Source organism: Pseudobutyrivibrio sp. YE44 (genome assembly GCF_900104335.1).
Classification (GTDB): domain Bacteria; phylum Bacillota; class Clostridia; order Lachnospirales; family Lachnospiraceae; genus Pseudobutyrivibrio.
Genome location: NZ_FMXT01000003.1, coordinates 147459 through 167627, shown reverse-complemented (window position 1 = coordinate 167627; position 20169 = coordinate 147459). Strand labels below are relative to the sequence as shown.

Annotated in this window: 18 protein-coding genes; all 18 read right to left on the bottom strand. The window is 39.3% G+C overall.

Annotation, left to right across the window (positions count from 1 at the left end):
* Nucleotides 1–19: 19 nt before the first annotated feature.
* A complete protein-coding gene (gene hpt, locus BLR54_RS07305; protein WP_090418887.1) occupies nucleotides 20–544 on the bottom strand; it encodes a hypoxanthine phosphoribosyltransferase in 525 nt (174 codons plus the stop codon).
* On the bottom strand, nucleotides 537–1907 hold the full coding sequence (gene tilS / locus BLR54_RS07300) for a tRNA lysidine(34) synthetase TilS (protein ID WP_090418884.1): 1371 nt from the start codon (nucleotides 1905–1907) through the stop codon (nucleotides 537–539). The genes hpt and tilS overlap by 8 nt, the downstream gene beginning before the upstream one ends.
* Complete coding sequence (locus BLR54_RS07295) at nucleotides 1870–2187, bottom strand: septum formation initiator family protein (protein ID WP_090418882.1); 318 nt, start codon at nucleotides 2185–2187, stop codon at nucleotides 1870–1872. The genes tilS and BLR54_RS07295 overlap by 38 nt, the downstream gene beginning before the upstream one ends.
* A 2-nt stretch (nucleotides 2188–2189) precedes the next feature.
* The gene (locus BLR54_RS07290) at nucleotides 2190–2429 is read right to left on the bottom strand and encodes an RNA-binding S4 domain-containing protein (RefSeq protein WP_090418878.1); all 240 of its coding nucleotides are present in this window, start codon (nucleotides 2427–2429) and stop codon (nucleotides 2190–2192) included.
* Nucleotides 2430–2673: 244 nt separating this feature from the next.
* The gene (locus BLR54_RS07285; protein WP_028234604.1) at nucleotides 2674–2946 is read right to left on the bottom strand and encodes an HU family DNA-binding protein; all 273 of its coding nucleotides are present in this window, start codon (nucleotides 2944–2946) and stop codon (nucleotides 2674–2676) included.
* Nucleotides 2947–3175: 229 nt separating this feature from the next.
* On the bottom strand, nucleotides 3176–4459 hold the full coding sequence (locus BLR54_RS07280) for a hypothetical protein (RefSeq protein ID WP_143008410.1): 1284 nt from the start codon (nucleotides 4457–4459) through the stop codon (nucleotides 3176–3178).
* A 19-nt stretch (nucleotides 4460–4478) separates the two neighbouring features.
* Nucleotides 4479–4676 carry a hypothetical protein gene (locus BLR54_RS07275; RefSeq protein WP_090418873.1) on the bottom strand — a complete coding sequence of 66 codons (198 nt, stop codon included), beginning with the start codon at nucleotides 4674–4676 and terminating at the stop codon, nucleotides 4479–4481.
* Between the two features lie 29 nt (nucleotides 4677–4705).
* Complete coding sequence (locus BLR54_RS07270) at nucleotides 4706–5026, bottom strand: RHS repeat domain-containing protein (RefSeq protein ID WP_090418870.1); 321 nt, start codon at nucleotides 5024–5026, stop codon at nucleotides 4706–4708.
* 14 nt (nucleotides 5027–5040) lie between these two features.
* Complete coding sequence (locus tag BLR54_RS07265; RefSeq protein ID WP_090418866.1) at nucleotides 5041–5568, bottom strand: hypothetical protein; 528 nt, start codon at nucleotides 5566–5568, stop codon at nucleotides 5041–5043.
* Nucleotides 5561–6556, bottom strand: a complete 996-nt coding sequence (locus BLR54_RS07260) for an RHS repeat-associated core domain-containing protein (protein WP_090418864.1) — start codon at nucleotides 6554–6556, stop codon at nucleotides 5561–5563. Before BLR54_RS07260 ends, BLR54_RS07265 begins: the two co-directional genes overlap by 8 nt.
* Nucleotides 6557–6624: 68 nt before the next feature.
* The gene (locus tag BLR54_RS07255; protein ID WP_090418861.1) at nucleotides 6625–7386 is read right to left on the bottom strand and encodes a hypothetical protein; all 762 of its coding nucleotides are present in this window, start codon (nucleotides 7384–7386) and stop codon (nucleotides 6625–6627) included.
* A 46-nt stretch (nucleotides 7387–7432) separates the two neighbouring features.
* The gene (locus BLR54_RS07250; RefSeq protein ID WP_090418858.1) at nucleotides 7433–12289 is read right to left on the bottom strand and encodes a DUF6531 domain-containing protein; all 4857 of its coding nucleotides are present in this window, start codon (nucleotides 12287–12289) and stop codon (nucleotides 7433–7435) included.
* A gap of 55 nt (nucleotides 12290–12344) precedes the next feature.
* Entirely contained in the window at nucleotides 12345–13676 is a 1332-nt protein-coding gene (locus BLR54_RS07245; RefSeq protein ID WP_090418855.1) for a CCA tRNA nucleotidyltransferase, read from the bottom strand.
* Entirely contained in the window at nucleotides 13672–15111 is a 1440-nt protein-coding gene (gene proS, locus BLR54_RS07240) for a proline--tRNA ligase (protein ID WP_090418852.1), read from the bottom strand. Before proS ends, BLR54_RS07245 begins: the two co-directional genes overlap by 5 nt.
* 118 nt (nucleotides 15112–15229) lie before the next feature.
* On the bottom strand, nucleotides 15230–17512 hold the full coding sequence (locus BLR54_RS07235) for a GGDEF domain-containing protein (RefSeq protein WP_090418849.1): 2283 nt from the start codon (nucleotides 17510–17512) through the stop codon (nucleotides 15230–15232).
* A gap of 20 nt (nucleotides 17513–17532) precedes the next feature.
* A complete protein-coding gene (locus tag BLR54_RS07230) occupies nucleotides 17533–18192 on the bottom strand; it encodes an RluA family pseudouridine synthase (protein WP_090418846.1) in 660 nt (219 codons plus the stop codon).
* Between the two features lie 110 nt (nucleotides 18193–18302).
* Nucleotides 18303–18992, bottom strand: coding sequence for a response regulator transcription factor (locus BLR54_RS07225; RefSeq protein ID WP_090418842.1), 690 nt, complete (start codon nucleotides 18990–18992; stop codon nucleotides 18303–18305).
* A complete protein-coding gene (locus BLR54_RS07220) occupies nucleotides 18985–20127 on the bottom strand; it encodes a sensor histidine kinase (RefSeq protein ID WP_090418839.1) in 1143 nt (380 codons plus the stop codon). Before BLR54_RS07220 ends, BLR54_RS07225 begins: the two co-directional genes overlap by 8 nt.
* Between the last annotated feature and the right edge of the window lie 42 nt (nucleotides 20128–20169).

Sequence of the window (20169 nt, the reverse complement as noted above, 5' to 3'; positions counted from 1 at the left end):
TTTTCTTCAACTCGACCTCCTAGTCTAGCTCAACTACACCGATGTATGGAAGATTGCGATATTTCTGATCATAGTCCAAACCGTAACCAACTACGAACTGATCTGGAATTGTAAAGCCTGTATAATCAACATGTACGTCAACCTCACGACGGTCTGGCTTATCTAACATTGTGACCATACGCACTGATTTTGCACCACGTTCCTTGAAAAGCTGTCCAAGGAAATTAAGAGTATTTCCGCTGTCGATGATATCCTCGACGATGATAACATTCTGTCCTGTTGGATCTAAATCAAGGTCCTTTTTAATCTTTACCACACCTGATGAAACTGTTCCTCCGTCGTAGCTGGATGTGGCCATAAAATCGATAATAACTGGCACTGTAATACGCTTAGCAAGCTCACAAGCAAAGAAGGATGCTCCCTTAAGAATACATACCAAAAATACTGTCTCACCCTCGTAATCTTTGCTAATTTGCTCTCCCAACTCCGCAATACGGGCAGCTAACTCATCCTCTGGTAAAAGGACTCTGATGTTCTCACTCATGTTCTGTTCCTCCGTAAGTTATCTCTAATACTCGAGTGGTATTATTAGAAATTTTATAATATTCGCTGATTCTGTATCCGACCACCCACATGACGTGGTTTCCGTCACATACAAGAGGAATTTCATCCCTCAGGTGACGAGGTATTTTTTCATCTACAAAATAGTCCTGAATGGACTTGTGATTACCTGCAGAATCTATAGTCAGATAGTCCCCCTCAGCGCGGGTTCTTATTACAACATTATCCGTTATTCTATCACAATCAAACCATTTCGTATAGGTTTCTACGGGGTATTTCATACCTTGTTCATAGTTGAATTCCCGGTAAGAAAAGTCACTAAATGGTTCACTCTTTTCAGAGGATTTTTCATCCTCATCTATTACATATAATTTCTCGTAGGAAATAATTAAAGTCTTCTTATATGGAAGATGCACCTGACGCTCTCCATCCTCATTTAATAGACCAAGGATAGCCTCGATATGAGATGCGCTAACATCCTTCTGTTCAGGCATAAAACGGCTTAAATATTCCTTTAAGGCCTGTGTAGCTATAACTCTTGGAGCTGTCATTAAAGCTCGTTTTCTAAGAGCATCCCCCTCTTCCTTGGCAATCTCAAGCAGACCTCGAGCCTCCAGGGATATATACTCTGCCACCTCTGTTAATCTAGCAGTCATATCAGAGATATGCTCCAAAGTCTTTGGATTTATTTGTTCTAGCTCTGGAAGGATATTATGTCTGATTCTGTTTCGATCGTATTCCACCTGGGAATTGGTCTCGTCCACACAGTAGGCCAGCTGATTATCATTGATAAAGTCCATAATCTCAGCCTTTGGAACCTGAAGAAGGGGACGGATGATTCGCCCACGCTTAGCGGCTATACCGCACATACCATCAAGGCCTGTGCCCCTTGCCATGTGAAAGAGCACTGTCTCTGCATTGTCATCTGCGTTATGAGCAATGGCAATCTTAGCGGTATGACCTTCTGTATCAAGCTCTGCTGCATATTCTTCGAAGGCCGCATATCTTGCCATACGAGCCTCTTCCTCAAGACCTCTGCCGGATTCCTTTGATAAGGCAGGAATATCCACCTTCACCACCTTAAGAGGAACCTCGTATTCCTTGCATAGACTCTCCACATATTCCTGATCTTCATCAGCATCCTTACCTCGGATGCAATGATTCACATGAAGAGCGTGAACTTCCAATTCATATTCCTGTGCCAATGCCAGCAAAACAAAAAAAAGGCAGACAGAATCAGGTCCTCCGGATAAACCTAAGACCACCCTGTCGCCTTTAAGTATCATATTATTTTTTTCAAGGAACTCGTTAATCTTGTTTTTCTTTAAAAATGATCCAATTGTCATGCGTCAACCCAAGCTTCTGTGAAGCCTCATTTTCTATATATTCGTCGGTACCGACGTAGTCTTCTTGTTCTTTAAGCTGCTGACTCTTTTCATTCGCCTCATCAAGCTCTGTGGTAAGGCTTTCTTCCTTTTTCTTAAGCTCCTCATTCTTGTCGTAGAGGCGCACAATCTGCACTGTCATTACGCCAATCATGAAAAGCATAATAACCGCAACGTATATTCTACCTGTAGAGGTTTTCTTTCGTCTTCTAACTGGTTTTCTTCTTTTGTATCTTGCCATAACTAAATATACTTAAAGAGCTCTGCCGCTGCATCCTTTTTGGTAGTTTCCTGAATATCAAGAACCTCAACCTTCACATTTTTGTTTCCAAATGCTATCTCTATTATATCACCAATCTTTACATCGGTGGAAGCTTTCGCAATTTTTCCATTAATTTGCACACGCCCGCTGTCACAAGCCTCATTTGCCACAGTCCTGCGTTTTATCAAACGCGATACTTTTAAGTATTTATCTAATCTCATTTTTCAACCTCATTATTTCTCAGTCTAAGCTGGTAGGAATCAATTAATATGCCCTATTTTTATAAGTATAGCGAAACTGTGACATTAAAAGCTGACTAAAAGGAAGCTTGTTAATGTCAGGAGGCTATGCCGACGATAAGCGATACTCAAAATAGTATATAGAAATTGTGAGTGTAACCAGCGTCGGTCTTAGAATAATTAAAGGGGTTCGGAAAATCCGAACCCCAGATGATTCTAAAAGTTATTAGTTGATAGAATCCTTAAGAGCCTTACCAGCCTTAAACTTAGGAGCCTTAGATGCAGGAATCTTCATCTCTGCGCCTGTCTGTGGATTTCTACCTGTACGAGCTGCTCTCTCAGATACTTCGAATGTACCGAAACCAACGAGCTGGATCTTCTCCCCCTTCTTAAGCTCTTCAGCTACAACCTCTGTGAAAGCCTTTACAGAAGCCTCAGCGTCCTTCTTAGAAATGTTAGCCTTGCTAGCGATAGCTGCTACTAATTCTGTCTTGTTCATTACTTATTCCTCCTCGAGAATTTAATTTATTATTATTGGACCGAAATCCTTAATAACTACAATATCCTTTATAATTGTTTTAATTTACAGTGTCAACACATTATCCCCAAAAAAGCCCGATTTTATAAGGTTTTTATGGATTATTACAAATTTTTGACACAAAATTTAAACATAATTACCATTTACAAACCCTTGATTTTCTAGGAGGTTCACCATTTTTTCACACATTTTAGTCCATTAAGTTACTTATAAGGTCAGAAATGGTTGATAAATAGTCAACTTCATAGTCGTAATCATTCTTAATTGCGCTGCCTGCTGTCTCCTCCTCAGGGCCATTTGTCGTTGTGTCAGAGTTATTTTCTCCACCTTCGGTTGCAGCTGCTGACTCTTCATTTTCTTCCGAAGATGACTCATTTGACGCACTTGCATTATCAATATCCGATTCCATAGCCAAAGTGATTTCAGCAGAAGATGAATTTACAATTAAAGTTTTATTCCATGGCTTGTAGCCGCTGCACCTAACCACCAGCTTGTGAGCTCCATACTGCACATTCTGAGGTTCGTTTGTATCAATTATCTTTCCATCTATATATACGTAGGTTTCTGGAACTGTCACAAGGAAGGTAATCAAACAGTAGGATGGTCCATCTCCTTTCATCTCATCCAGATTCACCATTACATTCTCATCTCTATTGACGGTAATATCCTGAGAACCACCCCAGCCATTATTAGCCACAGTCACTTTATAGGTTCCCTCAGGCACCTCAATAGTCTCATTGCCGTTCACCATAGAAACAATCTTGTTGCCGATGAAAATCATACTGCCATCAAATACGGAAGTGTTTACAAGACTAATATAGCCATGGCCTGTGTTTACAGATATAGAGATTACTTCCTTATCACGTCCAACAACAGTAATCTTATCCTTCTTACTTATATTAGAAACAAGAATCTTTTCCGAATCTGAATATACCTTGGTCTTATCCGTCAGCTTATAGTTTCTGCCATCAATCTTTATAAGGCCATGCTCTTCATCAATCTTGTATTTAGTTATGTCTTCAAAATACCAGACATCCTTGGATTTCTGCACTTGACTAAGTGCGCCAGAAGATGGCAGCAGTTCCCCTATTGTCACAACTGTGCCTGTTGGAAACTCAGCCCAGGTGCTGTTGCCGCCGTATTTATCTATGAATTTGGTAGTCATGTTGTAGTTGTAGCGAAGCTGCTGGTCTGCTTCCACAGAATAAAGCGCAATGGTCTCCTCTGTCATATCAAGAGCTTCTACAATAAAAAGCTTCTCGCTTTCGGAAACCTCTTCACTGGTGACAGTCTCATCAATACCCTGCTCACTTCCTTCTTCCCCAGCGTCTTTTCCTGCGCCAGAGATAGCAGAACCTGTATAATTCACAACAGTAGCATTATTAGGATGGGTGCCACACCCTATCAGCAAAGCCGCCACAGCAGAATAAACCGCTATTAACTTCCCCCATTTTTTAACCCCATTTTTTTCCATATGAATATTTTAACATATTTTATCGTATAGAAATACACATTCCATCATATAGCCCCATCTCTTCAACAGTTTTATTACAATTAGAAGTAACATCAATGCTATTAGCGTACACCTTATAAGAATTAGCAATCTCTTCACTAATACCTAAGCCTAGGCCTTCGTTCAGCGCATGCTCTAATTCATATCCAGTTATATACATAGGCACTTCAATGTCCATGCTATTATTGTCCCACCTAAACTCAATAACTATGACTTTACTATAGCCTGGCTGTTATTTAATTCTTTTACTTCTACAAGTCTATCAAGGACATCATACTTGTAAGAAGTCTTTACCTCTTTTTCTAAGAGACTTGTTCTGTTTCCAAAGGCATCATATTCATAAGCTGCCTTTTTCTGTCCGTTAAGACTAGATTCTGTGAGTCGACCAATAGCATCATAGTTATATTTATACTGTCCCGATACTGCATCAAGGCCTCTTCTATTTCTATTAATTCCATTGATAAGTCCAGCATTATCATATGAATAGAAATACTTATCAAGCTGACCATTGGTGTCATAGCTTGTCATTTAAACATAATATTTTAAACAATATCTCCATCAACTATTTCAAGAATATGATCAATTGCTTTTTTTGCAGTAGAATAATAAGATTTTTGTATAATGATATATATAACTAACCCAACAAAAAATCTAACTGGATCTCTATATATAATTCCTATCATTTCTATCAATATTGGAAATATCCATAGTAGTGGGTGAAGCGGAGATGCACTCATCTTTAAATATAATATATACGTTGAATTATGTTTTTTTAACGAACCATATATATGAGGCGTTAAAATATTGCCAGATATATTATCAAGGTTACTATAATCATTCAAAATATTTCGATACTCTACTCTATGCATTGGATATAAATCAAACTTATAATTTGCAAAAGTGCCCCAAAAAAATTTTGTACTATTTTTTCTTTTTCGCATAATACCAATATCTTTACGATCACAAACACAGTCTAAAAATTTAGTAACGATATCATTTAAATCACTCTTACACCTTATTTTCAAAGACAACCATGGGATGAAAAACATTCTTATATGTATATTATTCATTATTACAATTTCCCCCTTTGTTAAATCCTTTTTCATCAAACTGCCATATATTCATCAGATACGATTCCCCAACATGGGCTTCAATTCCTTCACCTAAACCTATCGAAAAAGTTATTCCCATAAAATCATCATCACAGAATAGAAAATCAGCACCAAATAAATAGCCAAAGCCAATCGATCCTCCAATACTATAGCCAAATTTTTCTGTATCATGAATATCTTTAATTCCAGGAAAGAATGAAGCTGTAGCAACTAGTCCAGCTTTTTCTCCAGTTCCTATATTAAATCCACCACCTGCTTGTATCTCGTGAACCCCATTTCCATAACCATACTGTACACTTCCTACTCCAAAGTAATTTGCTCCAAGAGTAGCTGAGGCACCCACCGCAAAAGAGGAATTTGTAATATCAGCAACAGTTCTTGTAGCGATATAAGAAAACGCCATCGGACACACCGAAATAGCTTCAAGACATGCAACACTATATACTGTATTGCATATTACATCTTTGTTATCATTAATAGTCTTTTTAATTATTGTAGTATTTTCAGCAGCGCTTTTTTTTATTTCATTTATCCCATTTTGTACAGTACTTATTATTTTATTAGTACCTTTAACGCCAATATCTAGCGCTTTTTCTCCATAATTTAGTATTTTACTTTCTTTAGATGAAATACTAGGGATAGATGGAACAGTTGGAAATTTTCCATTCATATCATAATAAGAAAATGGCGAATTCCAACAGTATTCATAACTGTTTTGTGTTTCAGGTGTTTCAATAAATCCCCTAACCTGATCTTCGCCTACAAATCTTCCGTTCTCAGCACTATAAAATCTTGCCTGTGCAAACTTAAGGCCAGAGACCTCATCCTCCTGGTAGCCTGTGAAGGCAAATGGCTGGATGATGTTGCCATCTGTTCCTGTAAGGTACATACCAGTACCAAGCTCATCAAGCATATAGAAATAATCATTTCCTGCTTTTGACCACATATGTGCCTCTTTACGAGTTTATTACATTCTAATTTTTTCGTAATGGGCTCTGGCTCTAAAATTCTTTATTAATCTAGATTGTCATCGCTTACATATTCTATATTTAATAATTCTATTAATTTACGATATGTACATTTACCATTAATTTCACTTAATTTTTCACGAATATCGGGTCCATCATATATCCACATATAATACACTTTCCCATCATCATATGAAATATCAATTATATCAGTGAATGGAACGTTATCTATTGTCGTTGACTCGAGTTCTTTCCCATTCGACCAGAAGCCTATGTATACGATATTCCCCTCTGTATTAATGAATGGAATAGATAAATTATTATATAACATTAATGATTGAATAACTGAATCAGCACAATCATACTTATATCCATCCTGCTCATACATATTAACAACCTTACTATCAAAATTTACAATTTGAGAATACATATTATCTTTCTTTAAATAATCCATAGTAATTATTCTGTATCCCTCTTTTGGCTTTTTGGGCACAGAATAAAATTTTCTTACCATAGAGCTGTTCTCCAAAGAGTAAAAAAGATTTAATTCATCAAAATTATCAATACCATAAAAATCATGTATTATACTTTTGTCCTTTTGGGCTTCATCTAACGTCTTATACCAATTGTAATTTCCATTATTTGTGTATTTTTCATTACCACTAGTCTCATATGTATAATTAAATGAAAACTCAACGTCCTTAATGCTTATATCTTCGGTAATAATCGACACTGTAAGCATTGTGAAAAAAAGAACTATAAGTATCCCAAATACAACTAGTACTGTTATTAATATTTTTTTCTGCATATAAGGTTCTCCTAAAGATGTACTAATTTAGTAGTTACTTTTTTAATTAGTATGTACAAGTTCCAAACAACACATTGTAACAATTTTCCATATATTTTAATGCTGCAGCAGCAAGACCATCGTCAAGCGCTCCTATGCCCGTTGAGTCATCTAAACATAAAAATATAAAAGCAACTAAACTAGCAACCAATCCAACCGTTGCTTCCGCTTTTTTTAATTTCTTTGAGCTAACAATATTTTGACTGTAAATAATCTTATGCGCATAAGTAAACTCCGGAAATAGTGTTAATCCAGATTTTTCTAATTCATCTATCGTTGCCTCTCCTCCCAGTTCAGATTTATAATCTGTTCCCTTACTTTGACTCAGTTCAAGTGAATTTTTCCATGTTCCTGAAACACCTTGATTTTCGAATTCAATCGTAGAATATAGTTCGGCAGATACCTCGCTACCCAAATTTATATCTATTCCAGCTGTAAAACCAAATGCACTTATTTTAAAATCAAGGTCATATGAAGTTGTTGCACCTGTTTTGATATCAATATTTCTTACAATAATATCTCCACCACCATGTCCTTCAACAACGTATGAGCCATTATTTGGAAGTGTTTCTTCTCTATAATATGTTTTTCCATATATATGATTTACCACACCATTCCATACATCTTTTATACTATTTGCATTTTCCATCCAATCCGGCCAATTACCATCATTATCAACCAGTCCAACCGGATTGCCCCAACAGTAGCCATAATGATTCAATGTAAATGGGCTATCTACAAATCCCTTTACATTATCCTCACTCTGAAATCTACCTGTATTAGCATCATAGAATCTCGCCTGTGCAAACTTAAGGTCTGATACCTCATCCTCCTGGTAGCCTGTGAAGGCAAATGGCTGGATGATGTTGCCTTCTGTTGTGTAGGCGTGCTTGTGGCTTGTCTCTTTGATTTTACCTGTGAATGGGTCGATGTTGCGACCGAAATCATCAAAGGCATATGAGGATACAGTTACACCGTCAGTACCTGTCATGTACATAGGAGAACCAAGTTCATCCTGAAGGTAATAGTAGTTATTACCTAACTTGCTCATGCTGACTACGATGTTGTCATAGATAAAGCTTTCTGTCTCGCCATTTACTGTGCGCTCAAGAAGGTTATAGTAATCCCTTGAAAGGTCACATAAATATTCAATTTTCTCTTCTGGTCTTGTTGAAGCTACACGGAAGCCTAAACCATTGTATTGGTTCTCAACTTCACCTTTACTTGAGTCTACCACTTTTGCAAGCATGTTTGTTGCATCAAAAGTAAAGGTCTTTTGTAAGAGACCATCCACAAATTCTTTTGTCTGGTTACCACGCTTATCATAGTCGTATGTTTTAACAATAGCCTGGCTGTTGTTTAATTCCTTAGCTTCTACGAGTCTATCAAGGACATCATAGGTGTATGCTGTTCTTGTTTCGTTTTCAGCAAGTAATGTTCTGTTACCAAAAGCGTCATACTCATAGGCTGATTTAACCATGCCATCATGAGTAGTCTGGGTTAATCGTCCTATTGCATCATAGCTATATTTATACTGTCCTGATACTGCATCAAAGTCTCTTCGATTTCTATTGATTCCGCTGATAAGGCCAGTATTATCGTAGGAATAGAAATACTTATCAAGTTGACCATTGGTGTCAAAGCTAGTCATACTCTCAAGATTTCCGCCTGGAAGGTATGAGTATTCTGTAGATACACCATTTGGAAGAAGCTTAAGTGCAAGTCTTCCAAGCTCGTCATAAGAGTAAGTAGTCTCTTCGCCATTTCCTGTAATGCCAGAGAGTCTGCCTTCCTCGTCGTAACTATAAAGTGCTTCTCTTCCATCAGGGTAAACAAGCTTAGTCTTCTCACCAAGTGAGTTATACTCATAGCCTACAGTCCTATTCTGGTAGTCAGTTACCTTTGTAAGTCTGCCTAAGATATCATTTTCAAGAGTAGTTTTACCAAGCCAGTCATTTATCTGATTAAGCTGATTTAATTCGTTATAAGCGAACTCAACACTTCTGCCATCACCATAGCCAACTCTAGTGACTGCACCAAGATTGTTGTAATCATAGCTTGTTACATAGTTATCCCTATCAGTCTTTGTTACAAGGCGTCCATACTGGTCATAAGAATAGTGCTCTTCCTGACCAAGGGCATCTGTTATCTTTGTAAGCTGCCCTGAAAGGTTGTAAGAATAGATTGTTACGTGACCATCTTCTCCTATTGTAGGGAAATAGTCATTCTCTGAATCTAAACTTTCAATTCTTCCTTCTGCTCTATGAACACTCTGAAGGTTATCAAGAGTATCATAGGTGTACGCAGTCTCATTTCCAAGAGCATCTACAACACTCTTAAGTCGTCCTGTTGCAGTGTAATTATAAAGTGTTGTACTTCTGCCATCCTCTACCTTTGTGGCTCTGCCCATGGCATCATACTCGTATGAAACTGTACGACCATCTGAGCCTTCCACCTTTGATACACGACTAAGAGCATCATAGCTATAAGAAATCTTATAACCGTCTGCGAATCTTCTTTCAGATACACGGCCCACATTGTCATAAGACATTTCCTGCTCTAATCTGCCGCAGAAATAAACCGCTTTAAGCTTTCCAGCATTTGTATATTCGTATTTACGAACTCTTCCTGCTGGGTCTGTAATAGTTTCAACTGCTCCAAGCTTTGTGTAGGTGTAGCTTGTTGCATTTCCAAGTGGGTCTGTTTCACTTACTACTCTGCCAAGAAGGTCATACTCTCTTGTATATTTATTTCCTAAGGTATCTGTAACCTCAATTACATTTCCATTTTCGTCATACTCATACGTCTTTTCATAATCAAGAGCATCAATCTCTTTTGTAATACGATTCAGCTTATCATATTCAAGACTACGAACTTTGATATCACCAAGATATTCTGCAGTTACATTTCCATTAGAGTCATACTCATACCCTGAGGTTCTTCCTTCCGGGTCTGTAACCTTTGTAAGTCTCATAAGTGGGTCGTACTCATAAAGAATGATACCACCATTAGGCAAGCAAACTTTTTCTTGCTTACCCATAACATTGTATGTTATCTCAGTAACTCGACCTGCTTCATCAATAACCTTTGAAACACGGCCCATTACATTCATTTCAAAATTCTTTACAGTACCATCTGCTTCCTTTACAGAGGTAACCTTTCCCATAGCATCATAGGTATACTCTCTAGTGTTACCTAATGCATCTATGGTCTTTTTTATTCTATCAGCAGAGTCGTACTCGTAAGTAGTTTTTGTACCATCTGCTGTGACAGTAGCTGTTATTCTATTAAGGGCATCATATTCGTAAGAAACCTTTACACCATCAGGGTCAGTTACTGTATTCACATTCCCCTTAGAATCATGAGTGTATAAAGTCTCTGCACCAAGAGCATTTCTAGTTCTATAAAGGTTACCATCTTTGTAATAGAACCTATCATGCTCCCCAAGAGGATTCTTAAGTTCAAATAATCTTCCCTCAAGGTCATAAGAATATTTATATTCCTCGCCCTTTGGTCCCTTTACGGCCAATGGCTTTCCATCAGCTCTATATGTGATGGAAGTCTTGTTTCCTAAAGCATCAATAATCTTTGTAAGATGACCTCTGTTATCATAAGCAAAACGAGTGATACTTCCCTTTTTGTCTATAAAGCTGGTCTTTTGATGACGAGCATTATATGTATATCGTTCTGTTCCGTCATAATATTTTGTAGCTATATGACGCTGTAAGTCATCATGTGTATAGACAACCTTATTTCCATTTTGCTCTGTAGATGTGGTGGTCTTTCTGACATCATCATACTCATATGTCATGACAGAATCATCTGGGAATGATTGCTTGATAGTTCTTCCCTGATTGTCATACTCATTTGTGATGGCTGTGATTCCCTTAGGATTGATTACATCCTGTATCTTTCCATCAGCTGTGTATGTGAAACGACGTATAGCTCCGTCTAATTCTTTTATTTCTACAAGACGTCTATTTTCATAAGCATAGCAAACAGACCTACCTGCCTGGTCGGTTATACTCTTTATAAGATTCTTGTTTTCTTCGTCTTCAAAGTAAGTAAATTCAAGAGTATTCTCACTCTTAGTAATTACCTTTTTGATTCTCTTAGTGGCTCTATCTTCGAGACGTTCATACCATACAGATGTATGCCCGCCATCAACATCTCCAAGTTCTACAAGGCAACCTTCATCATCAAACTTTTCATAGGAACCATTATCCTGAGAAATCTGGTATCCGCCATTTTCAAGTTTGGTAAGAATTCCAGGCTCACCATGTTCCTCAACATAATAATCCTTCTCTTTATTGAAGATTCCTTCGCTACCATCTCCATAAAGAATCTTAATTCTTCCAGATTCCCTGTCTTCAAAAATATGTGTTTCAAGGCTATGTGTCCAACCAAGACCAAGTGTGCCATATATGTTTGAAATAGCATTATAGAATCTCTTAAATTCAATAGGATATCTTCCGCCTAAGGTAACATCCACATGCTCATTAATGTAGTTACCATTACACATATTTACAGGGTCATATCTATAGACCTCGCAGCGTTCCTTCTTTCCCATAAGGTACGCATGCATGTCATTTATATACTGTAAATATTTCTCAAGAGCTTCACCTGTAAGTACATCCCTTGGGTCTTTCCAGCCTATATCATTTTTGCTTCCATCATAGGTTGTGATGTCATAATATCTTCCATCACCAATACCATTAATAAAAGCATTTATGTTAGACATGATAGTCTCATAGAGAGTCTGATAAGAGCTTAGGCTAACATCATTAGCATGCTCATCATCAAAGTCCATTAGCTTTTGCTTGGTCTTTAAAACTACGCCCTTATCACTATCAGTTCCAACCAAATCATCAATGGAAGAAAGATACGGATTGTTATCAGGTCTACGATAGCTTCCAACCTCATAGCATTCTCTGTTTTGCTCTGCTTAATAAGTATTCCCTCTCATTCAGCTGTGGATTCTCCACCACCTCATCGAAGAGAGTCTTAAGGATTTCGCCGATTTTCTGGCCCTGAGGCACGCCCATAGCAAGCAAATCCTTGCCGTTAATTTTCAAATCTTTAATCTTAAGGCAATCACCTGCTGCAACAACTTCGTTGAAAACACGCTCAAGGTCTGCGATATAGGAAAGCTTTTCCTCGCGGTGATACATGCTTTGTGCCAGGCAGTCTGCTCGTTTTACAGCCAATAAATCCTGGAAATTTTCCTGTTTCACACGGATAATCATGCGGCGCACATTGCGCTCATTTATCTCCGGTCTGTCGTCATGATTTCTCACAAGATTGCACACCTTGTCAGTGGTGTCATTATCAAACTTCAGACGACGCAAGACAGCTCTGGCCATCTTCTCACCCTCTACAGGATGCATCTTGAAATGATTCTGGCCCTTATCATCAGTGGTTTTACACACTGGCTTTGCAATATCATGAAGCATCATGGCCAAGCGTATAACCTTGTCCGCAGGGGCAAGACCCATGGAAACTATGGTGTGCTCGCCTACAGTATACATATGATGCTTGTTCACCTGGTCGCATTCCATCATGGCATCAAACTCTGGGAAAAATATCTTTGTAAGCCCGGTCTCGTACACATCTCTGATTCGCTCTGGATGGTCTGAGGTTACAAGCTTTACCATCTCCACCTGGATTCGCTCTGCGCTGATTTTCTCAAGGGTAGGTGCTAAGTCGCAGATAGCCTGATAGGTGGCAGCTTCGATTTCAAAACCAAGCTGGGCTGAAAAACGAAGAGCACGCAACATACGAAGGGCATCTTCTGTAAAGCGTTCTGTAGGATTTCCAACGGCACGAATTATTCCTGCCTCCAAGTCCTCTTTGCCACCAAACAAATCCACAAGGCCTTTGCTGTCGTTATAAGCCATGGCGTTTATGGTGAAATCACGGCGCTTCAAATCTTCCTCCAAAGAAGCTGTAAAAGTAACCTCCTTTGGATGACGGCCATCTTCATACTTTCCATCCACACGGTAGGTGGTGACCTCATAGCCAATGCCACTCATAAGAACTGTGACGGTACCATGCTCAATTCCAGTGTCAAAAGTGCGCTGAAAAAGAGCCTTGACCTGTTCAGGCAAAGCTGAGGTGGTAATGTCCCAATCGTGAGGAACTTTCCCTAGAATGCAGTCACGGACACAGCCGCCTACTGCATAGGCTTCGTGTCCGTTAGATTCTAATACATTTATAATGTTTTGAACGTCTGCTGGTAAATTCATATTAATAAGCTTTACCCCAATATACTAACTTCTTAGCTGGCTTGCCACAGCATGCGCATACATCAGAAATCTGCTCTTGATCGTTGAATGGCATACAACGTGAAGTAACAGCTAAATCTTCTTTTATCTTGTTCTCACAAGCCTCGTCCTCGCACCACATAGCACGAATGAAGCCTGGCTTGTTGTTTGCAATCTCTGTAAACTCAGCATAGTTGTGAGCATCCCAGATGTGGCTGTCTCTGTGAGCCTTTGCACGCTCGAACATATCCTTCTGGATAACCTCGAGAAGCTCTGCAACCTTTGCCTCTACCTGATCAAGTGGGCACTCAATCTTTTCACGTGTATCACGACGAACGAGAACGCACTTGCCAGCCTCGATATCCTTTGGTCCAAGCTCTACACGAACAGGGATACCGCGCATCTCTGCCTCGTTGAACTTCCAACCTGGGCTCTTATCAGAATCGTCAAGCTTAGCACGCACCAACTTGCCAAGACGCTCTGTGACCTCTGCTGCCTTTTCAAGGACGCCTTCCTTCTTCTGCTGAATAGGAATAACGATAACCTGTGTAGGTGCGATACGTGGTGGAAGTACAAGACCTGAGTCATCACCATGTACCATAATGATAGCACCGATAAGACGAGTTGTCATACCCCATGATGTCTGGTGAACATACTGAAGCTGATTGTTCTTATCTGAGTACTGAATATTGAAAGGCTTTGAGAAGTTCTGGCCAAAGTTGTGTGATGTACCAGACTGTAAAGCCTTACCGTCGTGCATAAGTGCCTCGATAGTGTAAGTAGCCTCTGCTCCTGCGAACTTTTCCTTTTCAGTCTTCTGTCCGCGAACTACAGGCATTGCAAGAACTTCCTCACAGAAGTCTGCATAAAGGTTAAGCATCTGTACTGTACGTTCCTCTGCTTCCTCTGCTGTAGCGTGAGCTGTGTGGCCCTCCTGCCATAAGAACTCTCTAGAACGAAGGAATGGACGTGTCTCCTTTTCCCAACGAACTACTGAGCACCACTGATTGTAAACCTTTGGTAAATCTCTGTGAGAGTGGATAATATCCTTATAGAAATCACAGAAAAGAGTCTCAGATGTAGGACGAACGCAAAGACGTTCCTGAAGCGGGTTAAGACCACCATGTGTAACCCAAGCTACCTCTGGTGCAAAGCCCTCGACATGATCCTTCTCTACCTGAAGAAGACTCTCAGGGATGAACATCGGCATGTACACATTCTGTACTCCTGTCTCTTTGAATCTTCTGTCTAACTCGTGCTGGATGTTTTCCCAAATAGCATACCCATCGGGCTTGATAATCATGCATCCTTTTACTGATGAATATGCAATCAAATCAGCCTTAACAACAACATCGGTATACCATTGTGCGAAATCCTCTGACATGGAGGTAATCGCTTCTACCAGCTTTTTTTCCTGTGCCATTTTTTTCTCCTTTGTATTATTTATTAAATATTTATAAGCTTTCCCATTTTATACCAAAAACCAAAACAAGTCCACCCCTGACAAGAGGTGGACTTGGCAATTCTTCTATTATTTTAAATTATAAGTAAATCTCTTCGAACTTTCTCACAGGAAGTGGCTTGTTAAAGTAGTAGCCCTGAAGATAGTCAGCACCAGTTCCCTTTAGGTAATTGAGCTGGTCTTCCGTCTCCACGCCCTCAATGATAACCATCATTCCAAGAGCCTTGGCTAAGGTGATGATTGTGTTTACAATCTTGCGGCCCCTAGGTGCATTCTTATCCATTGTAAGGAAGGCCATATCCATCTTCAGGATATCTGCTGGCACCTCTTTCAACATGTTAAGAGATGAGTATCCGCTTCCGAAATCGTCGATTTCAACCAAGAAACCATATTCCTTCAGAGAGCTGATAATATCAATCTGACGCTCCTTCTCAGTCATAAACACTGTCTCTGTGATTTCCAGCTTCAGTCTGTCAGGCTCGATATTGTATTTCTCTACTAGAGATACCAAGGTTTCGTAAATATCCATGTAATAGAAATCTTTCACTGAGATATTTACGGAAATGGATAATTCATCATGCCCTAAAGAACTCCAGTAAGCCAAACGCTTTGCAGCCTGTTCCCACATATACAAATCAAGCTTGTAGATATATCCTGTTCGTTCCAAAAGTGGAATGAAGGATGCTGGGGCAATAATGCCTCGCTCTGGATGAATCCAGCGAACTAACGCCTCACAGATGGTCATTCTTCCATCTGTTGTAACTACTGGCTGAAGGAACATTGCAAACTGTCCCATCTGAAGGGCATCCTCAAACTCGCCGATAATCTTTTGCTCGCTCATGTATTCATGACGAAGCATATCGCCATAGTAAGCTATGGTGTTTTTGAAACTATCCTTTATAGAATCTATGGCAAGGAAGGCTCCATCACACATTGAAACCACCGGTGCGTGTCTATCATAGATATCATATACACCCAGCAAAATAACCATTCTGTACTGAGCATTGTTCAGGAAATTACTAACCTGATTCATACCGGTCATGAAAAGCTCTTCACTGTAATGATTCTTTGGCATCAGCACAGCAAATCGGTCTGCCTCAAGCCTTGCAAAGGCTGCGGATGGTGTAAGCTTTTCTCTGATAAGATCTGCCGCTCTAATAAGAAGCCTATCAGCTTCCTCAACACCGAACATGTCGTTAATAAGCTTGAAGCCCTTGATGTTGCTACAAACCATCACATATTCAATTTCGGAATTCTCTTCCAACAAGCGCTGAACCTCTTCATAGAAACTTTCCCTATTTAAGGCTCCAGTGAGACTATCATGACTACTTCGATATTTCTCCTCCTCATAGGCGATAAAATCGCCAGTAACATCATAGAAGGATAAATAGCAACCACAGTAATAGCCCTTTTTATCGTATATCTTGTTGAAATGAACATCGAAGCGATATTCATCTCCATTGAGATTGTAAACATCATTCCAGCTGGTGTTGGAAATAGAATTAGTTTCCTTTCCAGCTCGCCACATTTTAAAGCGCTGCTCTAAAAGCTTTTTGTCTCCACTTGGGCAAAACATTCGATTTGCCAGCTGATTTGAATAAATACAAAAATCATTTTCATCGAAGGATATTAGCGCACACTCCATACGCTCGGTGATGGTACTGAGCATATACTCAACAAAGGTTTTTGGATTATACAAAAGTGTGTAATATCCAACAAAAATAGACGCAATCGCGTATAAACAAATTGAAACATCCACAGGATAATCAAAGAACACATAAAGGATGTTCAATAGAATAATGCCTGTAAACATAATCAAAATCGAAAGATATCGATTTCGATGAAAACCACTGGTCGCAACGGTTTTCTTTGTAAGTATCAGCAGAATCAAAATAACAAGGATGTAGCAGAAAACTAAATGAACCACATAATAATCGTGGATTTTGAAATCGTAAAACCACTCATCCCCCAAATATCTTTTTTCAAGATAATAGGCGTGATGCCATTTGTAATTGAAGAATAAGCTGATATTGTCTAAGACTGCAATACTTGTAGTTATAAGGGGTGCAGCATAGTTTTCAAGCCAAACTCTAGTATACTGCCTAGCATAGAATAAAAAGGTAATCAATATCCAATCTATTCCAGCAAAATACAGGGCATATCCCCATTCTGCTGCCAACTCATTAGGCACAGAAATAGCGTGAGAATAGGCCAAACAAGTAATAATACCTACTGACAGCAATTGTATTATCGAAATATTCAGCTTGTTTTGTCTAATAGCATGCTTGGTGGATATATATACTGTGCAAACCAGCATAATAAACGCCGTAAGCATAAATGTTAATACATAAAACTTTATCAAGCTTAACCCCCTATCTTCTGTTATTTAAAAATAACCTTGCTGTCTTTAAAATCTTCCCCCTTAGGTGTGCAATTAAAGGTCACTGCCTCTCCTGTTGTAGGATGTGTAAAGCTTATAACCCATGAACACAATGCAAGATTTCGACCAGTTGATACTCCGCCATATTTAACATCTCCAAGTATTGGAGCTGTTCTGCTGGCAAGTTGAATTCTAATTTGATGATGTCTTCCTGTGAAAAGCTCGATATCGAGGAGCTTTCTATCATCCCAGGCATCCACTGTATGATACTTAAGCTCTGCCTTTTTTGCTCTTGGGTCTGTTTCCTTTACCACCTTTGAAAGATTGGTTCGGTTATCCTTTACAAGGTAATCCACCAAATGTCCCTCTTCTGGAAAGGATTCTCTGGTGATGATTGCATAATAATGCTTTTTAAAAGTGTGGTCTGTCAGCTGCTTGGTAAGGTTTGTGGCTGCTTCCTTTGTCTTGGCAAACACCATAACACCTTCTACCGGCTGATCCAATCTGTGAACCACGTGTATTTCTGGACTTTCGCCCTTATCCTTTAGATAGTTGGAAAGCTCGCTTTCCATGTCCTTTTCGCCAATCTTTTTAGTCTGTGTTGCAAGCCCCGCTGGCTTGTAGCAAACTACAATACTGGCATCCTCATAAATTATCTCCATAGCATATTCCCCCAATTGTTGTGATATGTATATTTTATCACTTTATAGCCACTCTTTGCTAGACTTAAACCTTAAAGGAATACCTCAACACTATATGTGATGTTTTCACTTTAAACTTTAAATCTGTATCCAACGCCCCAAATAGTCTCAATGTACTGAGGTTTTGAGGTGTTAAGCTCGATTTTCTCTCGAATCTTGTTTACATGTACAGTAACTGTGGAAATATCGCCAATGGATTCCTCTCCCCAAAGAGTCTCGAAAAGTTGCTCCTTAGAGTAGATTACATTAGGATTCTCAGCCAAGAAGGTTAACAAATCAAACTCTTTTGCTGTGAAAACCTTTTCCTCGCCGTTTATCCAAACACGTCTGCTGGCCTTGTCGATTCTAAGGCCACGAATACTGATTTCATTTTTCTTTATAGCAGGAGACTGAACCAATCTCTCGTATCTGGCAAGATGAGCCTTTACTCTGGCCACAAGCTCACTTGGAGAAAATGGTTTTGTAATATAATCATCTGCACCAAGGCCAAGACCACGAATCTTGTCGATTTCTTCTTTTTTAGCTGTAACCATAAGGATTGGCACATTCTTCACCTCACGGATTCTCTTGCAAAGTTCGAAGCCATCCACACCTGGAAGCATCAAATCCAGTATGTACATATCATAGTTTCCTGCCAAGGCCTTCTGTAAGCCTTTCTCGCCATCACCTTCTATATCAACCTCAAAGTTTGAAAGCTCCAGGTAATCCTTTTCAAGCTCTGCAATTGCTTCCTCATCTTCGATTATAAGTATCCTACTCATAGACAACCTCCGTATATTTTCTGATCACAAAGTACATAGTAGTTCCTTCGTTTTCCTTGCTGGTAACCCAAATCTTGCCGCCGTGGTCTTCTACGATTTTCTTTACAATAGAAAGACCTATACCACTACCGCCGGCAGCAGAATTTCTTGAGGCATCAGCTCTATAAAATCTATCAAAGACATATGGCAAATCCTTTGTGGCAATGCCCTTGCCATTGTCAGCGATCTCAATCTGAACAAAATCACCAACATCCTTTATGGTGATTGCAATCCTTGATGGCACGTCAGCACGCATATATTTAACAGAATTGCTGACGATATTATGGATTATTCTTCCTAGCTGCTCCGCGTCTGCAATAATCAAAACATCTGGGTCTACAAAGTTGGCATAGTCCAATCTAATGTGCTGATTATCAAGATCCATTCCCAGCTCCTCAATACAATCTGAGAAATAAGCATGAAGATTTAGCTTCTGGAAATTGTATGGAATCTTGTTGGTATCGATATTTGAATAAAGGGTAAGCTCGTTAATGAGAGTGTTCATCTCGTTTGCTTTGTTGTAGATGGTGCGGATGTATTTTTCCTGCTTTTCAGGAGTGTCCGCAACACCATCAAGCATACCCTCTGCATAGCCCTTTATGGCTGTAATTGGAGTTTTCAGATCGTGGGCAATATTTGAAATAAGTGCACGCTGCTCAGCCTCATCCTCCAGTCGGTCCTTAGCATTGTTCTTCAAACGAACTCGCATATCCTCAAAGGCATTGCAAAGCTCGGACATTTCATCCTTGCCAGTGCTTGCCACGCTGAAATCAAGGTTTCCTTCCTTTACGTTGTTTGCTGCAAGCTTAAGAGTTTTAAGCTGTGGAGCGATTCCTCGATAAATCCAAACCACCATAATTACAGCGGTTAAAAAAAGGATAACAAGCTCAGCCACGCAAAAGCTGATTACAAGCTCGTCAAAACGTCCGCTGTCGTCCATGTAGTTTTTCACTGAATGGATGAACTCGTTAGTAAGCTGATTTTCAGTAGCTTCCTGAACAAAGCCCTTCAGGCCCATCATCAGGGTGGTGAAAATAAGGACTGGGACTAGGGTTATTATTAAAAAGCTTATGATTAATCTGTTTTTTAGTTTCATGGACACCTCATCAAAAAATAAAAGCAGTCCCGAAGGACTGCT

Bases quoted from the DNA above. Each gene is read 5' to 3' on its own strand.
- hpt (WP_090418887.1), bottom strand. From the start codon at position 544: ATGAGTGAGAACATCAGAGTCCTTTTACCAGAGGATGAGTTAGCTGCC.
- tilS (WP_090418884.1), bottom strand. From the start codon at position 1,907: ATGACAATTGGATCATTTTTAAAGAAAAACAAGATTAACGAGTTCCTT.
- BLR54_RS07295 (WP_090418882.1), bottom strand. From the start codon at position 2,187: ATGGCAAGATACAAAAGAAGAAAACCAGTTAGAAGACGAAAGAAAACC.
- BLR54_RS07290 (WP_090418878.1), bottom strand. From the start codon at position 2,429: ATGAGATTAGATAAATACTTAAAAGTATCGCGTTTGATAAAACGCAGG.
- BLR54_RS07285 (WP_028234604.1), bottom strand. From the start codon at position 2,946: ATGAACAAGACAGAATTAGTAGCAGCTATCGCTAGCAAGGCTAACATT.
- BLR54_RS07280 (WP_143008410.1), bottom strand. From the start codon at position 4,459: ATGGAAAAAAATGGGGTTAAAAAATGGGGGAAGTTAATAGCGGTTTAT.
- BLR54_RS07275 (WP_090418873.1), bottom strand. From the start codon at position 4,676: ATGGACATTGAAGTGCCTATGTATATAACTGGATATGAATTAGAGCAT.
- BLR54_RS07270 (WP_090418870.1), bottom strand. From the start codon at position 5,026: ATGACAAGCTATGACACCAATGGTCAGCTTGATAAGTATTTCTATTCA.
- BLR54_RS07265 (WP_090418866.1), bottom strand. From the start codon at position 5,568: ATGAATAATATACATATAAGAATGTTTTTCATCCCATGGTTGTCTTTG.
- BLR54_RS07260 (WP_090418864.1), bottom strand. From the start codon at position 6,556: ATGTGGTCAAAAGCAGGAAATGATTATTTCTATATGCTTGATGAGCTT.
- BLR54_RS07255 (WP_090418861.1), bottom strand. From the start codon at position 7,386: ATGCAGAAAAAAATATTAATAACAGTACTAGTTGTATTTGGGATACTT.
- proS (WP_090418852.1), bottom strand. From the start codon at position 15,111: ATGGCACAGGAAAAAAAGCTGGTAGAAGCGATTACCTCCATGTCAGAG.
- BLR54_RS07230 (WP_090418846.1), bottom strand. From the start codon at position 18,192: ATGGAGATAATTTATGAGGATGCCAGTATTGTAGTTTGCTACAAGCCA.
- BLR54_RS07225 (WP_090418842.1), bottom strand. From the start codon at position 18,992: ATGAGTAGGATACTTATAATCGAAGATGAGGAAGCAATTGCAGAGCTT.
- BLR54_RS07220 (WP_090418839.1), bottom strand. From the start codon at position 20,127: ATGAAACTAAAAAACAGATTAATCATAAGCTTTTTAATAATAACCCTA.